Here is a 13470-nt window from a genome sequence, read left to right on the forward strand (position 1 = left end):
GCTCCATCCTCCGGGATCGGCTGTTGGACTCTACCAAGCTTGTTATACATGTCATCGATAACATACGCTCGCGCCGTGACTGAGTCGCCCACGACACACATCCCCCCGGCACGCCCCACGGACGATGCGGCGGCGAGCCCCGCCACCGCCGCTCTGTCCTGGCGCGAGGGCCGCTTGTACCGCGACGGCGTTCCGCACAGCATTCTGTCGGGAGCGCTGCACTACTTCCGGGTTCATCCCGATCTCTGGCGGGACCGCATCCGCCGGATCGCCGATCTCGGGCTCAACACCATCGACACGTACGTGGCTTGGAACTTCCACCAGCCGCGCGAGGACCGGGCGCCGGGCTTCGACGGCTGGCGCGACCTCGAACGCTTCATCCGCACGGTGGGAGAGGAGGGCCTCGACGTCATCGTCAGGCCCGGCCCCTACATCTGCGCGGAGTGGTCCAACGGCGGTCTGCCCGGCTGGATCACCGGCCGCGACCTCGCCCTGCGCAGCTCGGACCCGCTGTTCACCTCGGCGGTCGGCACGTGGTTCGACGAACTGATCCCCCGCATCGCGGCGCTCCAGGCATCCGAGGGCGGGCCCGTCGTCGCGGTGCAGGTGGAGAACGAGTTCGGCAGTTACGGCGACGACCACGCCTACATGCGCTGGAGCCGCGAGGCCCTGCTCGAACGGGGCATCGACGAGTTGCTGTTCACGGCGGACGGCCCCACCGAGCTCATGCTGGACGGCGGGTCCCTGCCGGGCACCCTGATGGCCGCCACCCTGGGCTCCAAACCCGAGGCCGCCCGCCGGCTCCTCGCCGGCCGGCGCCCCGAAGAGCCCTTCCTGGTAGCCGAGTTCTGGAACGGCTGGTTCGACCACTGGGGCAAGCGGCACCACGTTCGCGGCGTGGAGAGCGCGGTGCACACCCTGCGCGGCATCGTCGCGGACGGCGGCAGCGTGAGCATCTACATGGCGCACGGCGGCACCAACTTCGGCCTGTGGGCGGGTGCCAACGAGACGGACGGCCGACTGGAGCCCGTGGTGACCAGCTACGACTCCGACGCCCCGATCGCCGAAGACGGCACGCTCACCCCGAAGTTCTTCGCCATGCGCGAGGCGCTCGGCGCCGAGGGACCCCTCCGGTCCTCCGAGCGGCTGCCGACGCTCCCGCCCTCCCGCGTGCCGCTCGCGCACCGGGCCGGCCTTCTCCCCGGGCTGCGCGCCGTGCCGCCGACGACCACCAGCACCGCACCGCGTCCCGCCACCTTCGAGCAACTCGGCCTGGACGCGGGCATGGTCCTGTACACCGCGCACCCGCGCATCCCGGCGGGCACGCACCAGCTGACCCTCACCGATGTACGCGACCGCGCGCTCGTCTTCGTCGACGGTGCCTTCCTCGGCATCGCCGACGCCGGTTCCCGTGAACTGCCCGTGACGGGAACCGGCGGGACCGTGAAGCTGGAGGTCCTGGTCGAGAACCTCGGCCGGATCAACTACGGACCGGCCGTGGGCGGGCACAAGGGCCTGCTCGGGCCGGTCCTGGTCGACCGGCGCACGGTGCAGGGCTGGGACAGCGCGCCGGTCGCGCTCCAGGAGTGGTCCGGCGCGGAACTCGTCCAGGCACTCGCCTCCGGCCCCGCGCCCGCCTCCGTTCCCGGTACGCCGGCCACCGGGTTCGCCGTCGGACGGTTCGACGTCGGCACTCCGGCGGACACCTTCCTCGCGCTGCCGGGGTCGCGACGTGGCTTCGTCTGGGTCAACGGGTTCCTGCTCGGCCGCTACTGGGAGATCGGGCCCCAGGTCACCCTGTACTGCCCGGCGCCGCTCCTTCGGTCCGGCGAGAACACCATCACGATCCTCGAACTGGAACAGCTCGGCGAGGAGATCGAGTTGCGTGACCGTCCCGAACTCGGCCCGCCGGAGGAGTACATCGAGGAGTTCGACTGACCGGTCCCCGCGTCCGGTCCGGCGAGCGGTCCGGCATCCGGTCCGGCTTCCGGTCCGGCGAGCGGTCCGGCATCCGGTCCGGCATCCGGTCCGGCTTCCGGTCCGGCGAGCTGGACACGACGGATCGGCGACCGGGACGACGGCGGACAGGCAGGGGCCGGCGGATCGTGCGCGTTCCGCCGGCCCTTCACGACGAGGGCGACGGCGCGATGCGGTGCGGCTCACGGGTCCGCACCCCGTCCCGCACGGCGGAGAGTGGACAGTCCCGCCGGGGCAGGTGCATCCAGCCCTCCACCATGGCCCTGGCACGCTCCTCGTCGGATACCGGCGGGTGGGTCATCCCGCACGCGGCGGCCCGGGCGACCACCGCCGAGATCAGAGCGTCCAGGTCGTGGTCACTGCGCGTGCACCTGTCCCGTACCCGTGCGCCGAGATCGAGGCTCAAGCCGTCGGCGAGACCGGCGAGGATCCGGGCCCGCGCGGCCAGAGCGGCAGGCGTCGATTTCTTGTAACTGCCCTTGCCCGCAAGCCCCCACTGCATCAGCGCGTACGCCGGATAGACCTCCACGACCGAACCCGAACCGTCCCGTGGAACGGCGGACGCCGCCCCCGCCAGCCTTTCCAGGAGATCCACCGCGCGCATGGCGACGACACCCAGCTTGTCGGCGGCCACCGAGAGCGGGCGCTGCCTCCCCGCCCCGGTGCGTTTCCATGCCACGTCGTCGGTCAGCCTGTGCGTGAACCGGCTCAGCCCCTCGCGGCCGTCCGAGCACGGTGCGTACCGGGTCCGTACGGGCAGTTCCGTGCCGGCCCGATGGGCGGCGAGCAGGGACGTGAACTCCATCGGCCATCCGACGGGCGAATCCAGGCCGGTCCTGTCGGCGGTCCGCATCGCCGCCAGCAGATCGTCGTCGTTCCTGGCGTCGAGGAGTTCGACGACCGGTCGTCCCGTCCAGGTGACACGGCAGACGCCGGTTGTTCCGGTGTAGCCGGCCAGGTCGATGCCGACGGTCACCATGGGCGCGTCCGCCACGGGGTCGCCGGGCACACCTGGGTCCGGCACGCACGGGTCCGGCACAGGTGGGCGCATCGCCGCGGTCTCCGTCCACTTGCCCGAGGTCATCTCCCGGCCCCCGCCTTCCGCGCGCCGGACTCCCCGGCTGCCGCTCCGCCACCGCCCGACTCGGCCCCGGCCCCGCACCGCGATGTTCTGGCACCGCCGCGGCTCTTCGTCGTGCCGGGGAAATCCTCGGCCAGTCCACGAACCGGACAGCGGCAGCGGGCCTCCGCCGTCCCGCAGTCCGCCTGCTCCCGGGAGTGATACTGGCACCGCCGGAGGGCCACGGTCCACGCCTCGGGACCGGCTGGATCGGGCAGTCGGCGGAGCAGATCCGATTCGACGGTCGGACCCCGGGCGACCAACAAGTCGGGCTCGTCGTGGTCCGACACCTCCGTCGTACCGCACCACCGGGAGCAAGTCGACCGACGGGTCACTTCGCAGGAACGAATCCGCCGTACACACCGAGCGGAAGCCCGGGCACATCGAGATCACCCGATGCTTGGCGCGCGAGCCGATCAGGAAACAGGATCACACGGACAACGGAATGCGTCACACATTCCCGGTACCGGAGCGGTCCGATCGAATCCTGATTCGAGGCGCCTCCTTTCGTCACGGTCATGAACGAAGCGGCATCCGTCGTACCCGAGACCTTCGAAGGTCCACATCTCGGGCAGGTCACGCCCGGCACGACGACAGGAGAACTCCACCATTCCGCAGTCGACATGCACCCAGGAGTGATACTGCCGCCGACCGGGAACCACGGTCCACGTATCGGGAAAGCCCGAATCGGTACGCCGGCGTAGCAGGTCCGCTTCGACGGTCAGTCCCCATGCGATCGACCGCTCGGGATCGTCGTGCTCCGTCTCCTCGGCCGCACGGCGGGCGTCACCGGTCACTCCGCGAACCGTCGAGACCGGGTCCAGCGGATGGACCTCCTGGACCGGCGGCCCGACGCCAGGGAAGTCGTCGAAGAGTCCTTGAACATGGATCTTCAGCGCCCCACGGCCGCTTCCCGTTCACCGCTCGTCAACGGAGGCCGGCCCGCCCCGTCCGCTCCCGGCTCCCCCGTCCGGCTCCGTCCGGACCGGTCCGGCCTACGGCCGCACCTGGATCAGCGCGTGCGTGCCGCTCGTACGCCAGGAGGCCCCGGACTGTTCCAGGGCGTCCAGCACTCCTTGCTCCAGGCCGACGACGACGTCGGACTTCAGCGTCCGGAGTGCCGCGACGGCCCCCGGGAAGTACGCGGTGAGATCGCCGAAGGAAACGGTGGCCCCCCACCGCCGGTCCCCCACCAGACGACGGTAGTTGAGGTCGCCCTTCAGGATGGTCAGCGTGGCGTCCGCGAGCTCCCGCCGCAGGTCCTGCGGCATCTCCTCGTAGCCGAACGGCGCACAGAAGAACGGGTGGGTACGGATCTCCAGGCTCCCTCCGGCCATGGCGGTCCAGAGCCGGTCCCCCGTCCGGCCCGCCTCTCCGGGCGCCTCGGCCAGGCGGCGGAGGCAGTCGACCACGTCGGCGGTCATCGCGTCGGAGACGAAGTACGGGGACGGCTTGACGTACAGCACGACCCGCTCGGCACGCCCGTGTCCGAGGAGGTGGTCGACGAGGACGAGATCGGGGATCAGCTCGCGTCCCGCGTTGTCGGCCACCACGGCCACGGTGGCCGGGGCGCCGACGGGCAGGAGCTGCCACAGCACGGCGCTGTCGTCGGCGACCAGCGCCGGGTCCACGGCGCCACCCGCCGCCGGCTCCCCCGCCGAGATGCGGAACCCGAGGTCCGCGCGATTGCCCCAGAGTGAGGCGTTGAGCAGCGCCGCGCCCCGCTGGGCGGCCGGAGCGCCGGCGAGCGCGTCCAGGGCCCGCAGCTCCTCCTCGACCGCCCCGCCCCGCAGTTCGGCCCGCTTGAACGGCGCGAAAGGGTCGACTCCGCACCACGGCCCCGTACCGAAGTACCCGACGGCGCCCAGAAGTCTGCGGTAGAAGTAGTTCTCCGCCCAGAGGAACGGCGCGGCGTACCACGAGCCCCCCACGTACTCCTTCCCCCAGGCCGCCCAGTGCTCGTGGTCGGGGTCCGCGGGGTCGAGCGGTCCGACGACGTCGTCGGCGATCTCCTGCAGCAGGGCATCGAGGGCCTCGTGCTGTCGGCGGCCGTACGGGAAAGCGTCCCGTACCTGCCGGATGAGAGCGGGGTGGCGCTCGGCCAGCACACCCCGGGGGAACGAGCCGGGCTCGTCGCTCAGGACGACGGGAGCACGACCGCCGGAAGCGCGGACGACGGGAGCACCACCGCCGGGGGCGGCGTACGGGACACCGACGGGGGCCGCGTGCGGGGCGCCGCCGCGGACAGCCTCTTCGCCCGGGGTGCGGGAGTTCTTCTCTGTCATGTGCCCAGGCCCTTCGCGCGTCGGTCGCTCACCCGGCCATGATCGCAAAGAGCTGTCCGCTGTCGGCCCGGCCCGCCGGGACTCCGACGGGGCGAGAAGGGCGGCAGCCGACCGCGGGTCCGGGGAGGTGAACGACGAGCGCGTGCCGGTCGGGGGGACGTTTGCAGGTGCGGAGGCGGAACGGGCCGTGAGCGGCCGATCGCCACGACCCGGCCACACCCCCGCCCACCGGCGCCCGCGCCCGGGGCGCGGCCCCGACGGGTTGGCGGGGACGGCCCGCCCCGAGGTGCCGCGCCACCCCGTTGGCCAGCGGGAGATCATGACCGCGCCACGGCCACCGGCTCCCCCGGCGCCCCGTACGGACCGCCACCGCCGCCCGCCCGGTGCCACCGGACGGGCTCACTCCCCTTACCTCCGGCCGGACACGGAGCGGTCTTCCGTTACGCGGATGCGAACGGTCCCGTACCGAGGCCGCACACCTCGTCAGGTGTTCACCTCCGGCAGGAAAGGCGCCGCTCCCCATGGCGCGTCCCGCCACTCCCAGCCGTGTGTCGAATTCATTCGACGAGTCACAGCGCGTCGAATGAATTCGACAGGTGACAACGTGTGTCGAATTCATTCGACGGCGACAGGGTGCGTCGAATTTATTCGACGGGTTGCAACCTCACCTGCAACAAAGCCCGTTCAAGGTGTGGTCGCGTTAACGCGCCCGTAAGACAGTTGTGATTCAAGTCTTGACAGGTGCTCGCCACCACGCCACCTTGGGAGCGCTCCCACAGCGATACCCACACAGTCCACTCACCCCTCCCTCACCAGCACCAGGTGGCGGAGGGGGCGTGGCGAGGCGCGCCCCGCCACGCTCCACGCTGCCCGGCAGAGGAAGGCGTTTGTCATGAGCTCGATGAAGCGCTGCAGACACGACCGCGCCAGAGGGATCCCGACCCTCCTGGCCGGAGCGCTCACCCTCGCTCTCGCCCTCGCGAGTGGGCCGGCGACAGCGGCCCAGCAGGGCACGCACCAGGGCACCCTGCATGAACTCGCCGTCGCACAGGGCAAGTACTTCGGCTCCGCCACGGACAACCCCGAGCTGACCGACGCCGCCTACACGGCCCTGCTGGGCTCGGAGTTCGGGCAGATCACCCCCGGCAACTCCATGAAGTGGGACACCACCGAGCCCGTCCAGGGCCAGTTCGACTTCGCCAAGGGCGATGTGATCACCGACTTCGCGGCGCAGCACGACCAGACCGTGCGCGGCCACACCCTCGTCTGGCACAACCAGCTGCCCGGTTGGGTCGGCGCTCTGCCGTCGGCACAGGTCGAGGCCGCGATGACCCGTCACATCACCGAGGAGGCGACCCACTACCGTGGCGCGGTCGCCGCCTGGGACGTGGTGAACGAGCCGTTCAACGAGGACGGGACCTACCGCACGAGTCCCTTCTACACCGCGATGGGCACCGGCTACATCGCCACCGCCCTGCGTGCCGCCCATGAAGCGGACCCGGACGCCAAGCTGTACCTCAACGACTACAACATCGAGGGGCTCGGCGCGAAGAGCGACGCCATGTACGCCCTGGTCACCGAACTGCTCGACGAGGGTGTACCGCTCGACGGAGTCGGCATGCAGGCTCATCTGGCCGTTCAGTACGGCTTCCCGTACCAGATGCAGGCGAACATGCAGCGGTTCGCCGACCTCGGCCTCGACGTGGCGGTCACGGAACTCGACGTCCGTATGCAACTGCCCGCCGATGCCGCCAAGTCCGCCACGCAGTCGTCGTACTACCAGCAGGTGACCGAGGCCTGCCTGGCGGTCGGGCGCTGCGTGGGCATCACGGTCTGGGACTACACGGACAAGTACTCCTGGGTCCCGAGCACGTTCCCGGGTGAGGGCGCCGCCAACCTGTACGACGAGAACCTGCAGCCCAAGCCCGCCTACTCCGCCGTGCGCACCGCGCTGGGCGGCGGGGACGGCGGGGACGGCGGGGACGGCGGCGGACCGGCGGCGCTCAAGGTCCAGTACCGGAACAGCGATTCATCGGCGGGCGACAACCAGATCAAGCCCGGTCTCCAGCTGGTGAACACCGGCGCGGCGGCGGTCGGCCTGTCGGACGTGAAGGTCCGGTACTGGTTCAGCGCCGGCAACGGGGCCTCCACGTACAACACTTGGTGCGACTGGTCGCCGATCGGCTGCTCCGCGGTGACCCACCGGGTGGTCGCCGCGGACACGCCGAAAGCCGGCGCCGACCACTACCTCGAAGTGGGCTTCGGCAGCGTCGGCCTCGCCCCGGGCGCCACGACGGGCGAGATCCAGCTGCGGCTGAACAAGACGGACTGGTCCACCTTCGACGAGTCGGACGACTACAGCTACGGCCGCGGCACCTCGTACGCGGACGCCCCCAGGATCGCCGTGTACGTGGGCGGCGAGCGGGTCTGGGGCATCGAGCCCTGATCCCCGGTCCCACCGGCCGCACCACCCCGCTCCCCTCGACGCCCCACCCCCCTTCCTCACCCCCTGCTCATCCCCTCGCTCACCCCTCGTCCCCCCGACGACACCCCCCAGCGGAGGATTTGTGTCGATTTCACGGAGAACATTCAGCAGCGCCCTGGGTGGCAGCATCCTCGCCGCCGGTATGGCGCAGGGCATCGCCGTCGCCACCCCCGCGTCCCGGGCCGGCTCCGGCGCCGTCGCCACCACCGCCGCGGCCGGGGCCGCGGCCGACGACCCGTACACCCAGGCGTTCCTGACCCAGTACGCGAAGATCAAGGCGCCCGCCAACGGCTACTTCAGCCCGGACGGCCTGCCGTACCACTCCGTCGAGACCCTGATGGTCGAGGCACCCGACCACGGCCACCAGACGACCTCCGAGGCGGTCAGCTTCTGGATGTGGCTGGAGGCCGCGTACGGCAGGGTGACCGGCAACTGGGCGCCCTTCAACGCGGCCTGGACCGTGGCCGAGAAGACGATCATCCCGCAGCACGCGGACCAGTCGACCGCCGACTCCTACAACCCGTCGTCCCCCGCGACCTACGCCCCGGAGCACCCGCTGCCCAGCGGCTACCCGTCCGCCCTGAACGGCACGGTCAAGGCCGGCGCGGACCCGCTCGCCACGGAACTCGCCGCGTCCTACGGGACGATGGACGTCTACGGCATGCACTGGCTGATGGACCTGGACAACGTCTACGGATACGGCAACAAGCCGGGCACCGGTGGCGAGGCCGGCCCGGGCGCCGGTGCCTCCTTCATCAACACCTACCAGCGCGGTGCGCAGGAATCGGTGTGGGAGACGGTCCCCCAGCCCACCACGGACCTGTTCAAGTACGGCGGTCCCAACGGATACCTCGATCTGTTCGTCGGCGACTCCAGTTACGCCAAGCAGTGGAAGTACACCAACGCGCCGGACGCCGACGCCCGCGCGGTGCAGGCTGCCTACTGGGCGTACCGCTGGGCCACGGCCCAGGGCAAGGCGAGCGAGGTCGCGGGTTCGCTCGCGAAGGCCGCCAAGATGGGCGACTACCTCCGCTACGCGATGTTCGACAAGTACTTCAAGCGGGTCGGCGACTGCACCGACCCGGCCTCCTGCCCGGCCGGTTCCGGCCGTGACTCCCAGCACTACCTGCTCTCCTGGTACTACGCCTGGGGCGGCGCCGCGGCGGGCAGCGGCGGCGGATGGGCCTGGCGCATCGGTGACAGCGCCTCCCACCAGGGCTACCAGAACCCGCTGGCGGCCTGGGCGCTGTCCAACGTACCGTCGCTGACCCCCAAGTCGGCCACCGCCAGGGGCGACTGGTCCAAGAGCCTGACCCGGCAGCTGGAGTTCCTGACCTGGCTGCAGTCGAGCGAGGGGGCGTTCGCGGGCGGCTGCACCAACAGCTGGGAGGGCAGCTACAGCAAGCCGCCGGCCGGTACGTCGACCTTCTACGGCATGGCGTACGACTGGCAGCCGGTCTACCACGACCCGGCGAGCAACAACTGGTTCGGTTTCCAGGCGTGGGGCATGGAGCGCCTCGCGGCGTACTACCACGAGACGGGCAACGCGTCCGCGAAGGCCGTGCTCTCCAAGTGGGTCGCCTGGGCCTCGTCCGAGACGACGGTGGGCGCCGACGGCAGCTTCCGCTTCCCCTCGACGCTCAACTGGTCCGGCCAGCCGGACACCTGGAACGCTGCGTCCCCCGGTACCAACGCGGGTCTGCACGTCACGGTGGTGGACTACTCCAACGACGTCGGTGTGGGCGCCGCGTACGTCAAGACGCTCACCTACTACGCCGCCAAGTCGGGTGACAAGAACGCGGCGGCGCTCGCCAAGGCGCTGCTGGACGCGATGGCGCTGAACACCACCACCAAGGGCATCTCGGTGCCGGAGGTCCGGCGCGACTACAACCGGTTCGACGACGAGGTGTACATCCCCGCCGGCTGGTCGGGCAAGATGCCGAACGGCGACGCCATCAAGCCGGGATCGACCTTCATCGGCATCCGCAGCTGGTACAAGAACGACCCGGACTGGCCGAAGGTGCAGACCTACCTGGACGGCGGCGCGGCGCCCACGTTCACCTACCACCGGTTCTGGGCGCAGGCGGCGCTCGCGCTGGCCTTCGCGATCTACGCGGAGCTGCTGGTGGCGGGCGGCGGCCAGCCGAGCGGGGACACCCAGGCACCGACGGTCCCGGCGGGTCTCGCCGTGACGGCGACGACCGCGAACAGCGTCTCGCTCTCCTGGTCGGCCGCCACCGACAACGTCGCCGTGACCGGCTACGACGTGTACCGCAACGGGGTGCTGGCGGGGAACGCCACCACCACGACGTTCACGGACTCGGGTCTCGCCGCGACGACCGCGTACAGCTACGCGGTCGCCGCCCGGGACGCGGGCGGCAACACCTCGGCGCTGTCGGCCCCGGTCTCCGCCACCACGAAGTCGGGCGGCTCGACCGGCAGCGGCGCGGTGAAGGTCCAGTACAAGAACAGCGACTCCGCCGCCACCGACAACCAGATCAGGATGGGCCTCCAGGTGGTCAACACCGGCAGCGCCCCGATCGACCTGTCGACGGTGAAGCTGCGGTACTGGTTCTCCTCCGACGGCGGCGCGAGCACCTTCGGCACGTACTGCGACTACGCCGCGCTCGGCTCGTCCAACATCACCCACTCCGTGGTCGCGGTCTCCAGCCCGAAGACGGGCGCCGACCGCTATCTGGAGGTCGGGTTCACGGGCGGCGCGGGCACCCTCGCGGCCGGCGCGTCCACCGGTGAGCTCCAGTTGCGGCTCAACAAGAGCGACTGGTCCAACTTCAGCGAGTCCGACGACTACAGCCGCGGCACCAACACCGCGTACGCGGACTCCTCCAAGGTCGGGGCCTACGTCGCCGGCGCCCTCGCGTGGGGCACCGCTCCCTGAGCCCTCGCACCGTGACCGGCCGCCGACCGCGCCGGGCCACCCCACCCACTCCCGATGGCGGGTCACCCATCGCCCCGCGGAACCCGCCATCGGGTAGTACCACCGTCCCCCACGACACCACTGTCCCCCACCGACGCACGACGGGCCCCGTCCGAAGCGGCGGCGGCCCGACGGGAGCGGTGAGCCCTGACCCGGCCACCCGCTCATGGTCGGAACCCCATGAACCCGTCCGCGGCGAACATCCGCGGGCGTTCGAGAGGAGCACGGAGCCGCAATGAGTACAAGAGGCACCATCAAGAACGGCTTGCGCCGGAGACTGGCCGCAGTCTCCGCCCTGGCCCTGGGCGCGGCGCTCGCCGTCGCCGTTCCGGCCACCCCCGCTTCGGCCGCCGCCACGGCGCGGGTCGACAACCCCTACGTCGGCGCGACGGCGTACGTGAACCCCGACTGGTCCGCCAAGGCCGCGGCCGAGCCGGGCGGCGCCGCCATCGCCAACACGCCCGCCTTCGTCTGGATGGACCGCATCGCGGCCATCTCGGGCTCCTCCGAGGCGAGGGGCCTGCGGGCGCACCTCGACACGGCGCTGGCCCAGGGCGCGAACCTGTTCCAGGTCGTCATCTACGACCTGCCGGGACGCGACTGCGCCGCGCTGGCGTCCAACGGTGAGCTCGGCCCCACCGAGCTCGGCCGGTACGAGAGCGAGTACATCGACCCGATCGCCGCCATCCTCGCGGACCCGGCGTACGCGAGCCTGCGCATCGTCACGATCATCGAGCCCGACTCGCTGCCCAACATCGTCACCAACGCGGGCGGTACGGCCGGTTCGACCGACGCCTGCGCGACGATGAAGGCGAACGGCAACTACGAGAAGGGCGTCGGCTACGCGCTGCACACCCTGGGCGCCATCCCGAACGTCTACAACTACATCGACGCCGCGCACCACGGCTGGCTCGGCTGGGACAGCAACATGAGCCCCGCCGCGGCGGAGTTCAAGAAGGCCGCCACGTCCGAGGGCGCCACGGTCAACGACGTCACGGGCTTCATCGTGAACACGGCCAACTACTCGGCTCTCAAGGAGCCGAACATCAAGATCACCGACTCGGTGAACGGCACCACGGTGCGCCAGTCCAAGTGGGTCGACTGGAACTACTACGTCGACGAGCTGTCGTTCGCCCAGGCGCTGCGCACCCTGCTGGTGAGCCAGGGCTTCAACTCCAACATCGGCATGCTGATCGACACGGCCCGCAACGGCTGGGGCGGCTCCGCGCGGCCCACCGCCGCCGGTCCGACGACCAGCGTGGACGCCTATGTGGACGGCGGCCGGGTCGACCGGCGCATCCACGCGGGCAACTGGTGCAACCAGAGCGGCGCCGGCATCGGCGAGCGTCCCACCGCCGCCCCGGAGACCGGGATCGACGCGTACGTCTGGGCCAAGCCCCCGGGCGAGTCGGACGGCAACAGCGCCCCCGTCGCGAACGACGAGGGCAAGGGCTTCGACCGGATGTGCGACCCCACGTACACCGGTAACGGCCGCAACGGCAACAGCCTGACCGGCGCACTGCCGAACTCCCCGCTCGCGGGACACTGGTTCTCCGCGCAGTTCCAGGAGCTCGTCCGCAACGCCTACCCGCCGATCACCGGCGGCGGCACCGGCACCGACACCACTGCTCCCACCGCCCCGGCCGGCCTGACGTCCACGGCGAAGACCAGCACCAGCGTCTCGCTGTCCTGGACCGCGTCGACCGACAACACCGCCGTGACCGGCTACGACATCTTCCGCGCCGGAGTGAAGGTGGGCTCCTCCACCACCACCTCGTACACGGACACCGGCCTGACCGCCTCGACCGCCTACAGCTACACGGTCAAGGCCAAGGACGCCGCCGGCAACGTCTCGGCCGCCTCCAGCGCCCTCTCCGTCACCACCTCCGCGACCAGCGGCGGCGGCACCGACACCACCGCTCCCACCGCCCCGGCCGGCCTGACGTCCACGGCGAAGACCAGCACCAGCGTCTCGCTGTCCTGGACCGCGTCGACCGACAACACCGCCGTGACCGGCTACGACATCTTCCGCGCCGGAGTGAAGGTGGGCTCCTCCACCACCACCTCGTACACGGACACCGGCCTGACCGCCTCGACCGCCTACAGCTACACGGTCAAGGCCAAGGACGCCGCCGGCAACGTCTCGGCCGCCTCCAGCGCCCTCTCCGTCACCACCTCCGCGACCAGCGGCGGCGGCACCGGGACGGGCACCCTCAAGGTCCAGTACAAGAACACCGACTCCTCCGCCACCGACAACCAGATCCGGCTGTCCCTCCAGCTGGTGAACACCGGCAGCACCGCGGTGAACCTGTCCACGGTGAAGCTGCGCTACTGGTTCACCCCCGACGCCGGGGCCTCCACCTTCGGTACCGCGTGCGACTACGCGGTCGTCGGCTGCGGAACCGTGACCCTCGGCGTGACGGGCGGCGGTTCGGCGACCGGCGCCAGCCACTACCTGGAGGTCGGCTTCGGCAGCGGCACCCTGGCCGCGGGCGCCTCCACCGGTGAGGTCCAGCTGCGGATCAACAAGAGCGACTGGTCCAACTTCAACGAGGCGGACGACTACAGCCGCGGCACCAACACCTCCTTCGCCGACGCGGCGAAGATCGGCGCCTACGTGGGCGGCACGCTCTCCTGGGGCACCGCTCCCTGACCCGGCCGCCCA

The 13470-nt window shown here is 70.9% G+C and carries 6 protein-coding genes; 4 read left to right on the forward strand and 2 right to left on the reverse strand.

Annotated features, from left to right (window positions below):
* Positions 1-75 precede the first annotated feature (75 nt).
* Positions 76-1938: a beta-galactosidase gene (locus ACFZAX_RS27915; protein WP_390965043.1), complete on the forward strand. Its 1863-nt coding sequence runs from the start codon at positions 76-78 to the stop codon at positions 1936-1938.
* A gap of 187 nt (positions 1939-2125) precedes the next feature.
* Here ACFZAX_RS27915 and ACFZAX_RS27920 read toward each other — a convergent pair whose 3' ends face one another.
* On the reverse strand, positions 2126-2986 hold the full coding sequence (locus ACFZAX_RS27920; protein ID WP_390965044.1) for a DUF429 domain-containing protein: 861 nt from the start codon (positions 2984-2986) through the stop codon (positions 2126-2128).
* A gap of 1106 nt (positions 2987-4092) precedes the next feature.
* Positions 4093-5382, reverse strand: coding sequence for an ARMT1-like domain-containing protein (locus ACFZAX_RS27925; protein WP_390965045.1), 1290 nt, complete (start codon positions 5380-5382; stop codon positions 4093-4095).
* 892 nt (positions 5383-6274) lie between these two features.
* Between ACFZAX_RS27925 and ACFZAX_RS27930 the strand changes: the two genes are divergently transcribed.
* The 3 genes from ACFZAX_RS27930 (at position 6275) to ACFZAX_RS27940 (ending at position 13458) form a co-directional block, all read left to right on the forward strand.
* Positions 6275-7828, forward strand: a complete 1554-nt coding sequence (locus ACFZAX_RS27930; RefSeq protein ID WP_390965046.1) for an endo-1,4-beta-xylanase — start codon at positions 6275-6277, stop codon at positions 7826-7828.
* Positions 7829-7994: 166 nt separating this feature from the next.
* Entirely contained in the window at positions 7995-10766 is a 2772-nt protein-coding gene (locus ACFZAX_RS27935; RefSeq protein ID WP_390965105.1) for a glycoside hydrolase family 48 protein, read from the forward strand.
* A gap of 274 nt (positions 10767-11040) precedes the next feature.
* Positions 11041-13458 carry a glycoside hydrolase family 6 protein gene (locus tag ACFZAX_RS27940; protein ID WP_390965047.1) on the forward strand — a complete coding sequence of 806 codons (2418 nt, stop codon included), beginning with the start codon at positions 11041-11043 and terminating at the stop codon, positions 13456-13458.
* The last annotated feature ends 12 nt before the right edge of the window (positions 13459-13470 follow it).

This window comes from Streptomyces sp. NPDC008125 (assembly GCF_042957125.1).
Taxonomy (GTDB): Bacteria; Actinomycetota; Actinomycetes; order Streptomycetales; family Streptomycetaceae; genus Streptomyces.

Coding starts and splice junctions, on each gene's coding strand:
- ACFZAX_RS27940 (WP_390965047.1), top strand. CDS start 11,041: ATGAGTACAAGAGGCACCATCAAGAACGGCTTGCGCCGGAGACTGGCC.
- ACFZAX_RS27925 (WP_390965045.1), bottom strand. CDS start 5,382: ATGACAGAGAAGAACTCCCGCACCCCGGGCGAAGAGGCTGTCCGCGGC.
- ACFZAX_RS27930 (WP_390965046.1), top strand. CDS start 6,275: ATGAGCTCGATGAAGCGCTGCAGACACGACCGCGCCAGAGGGATCCCG.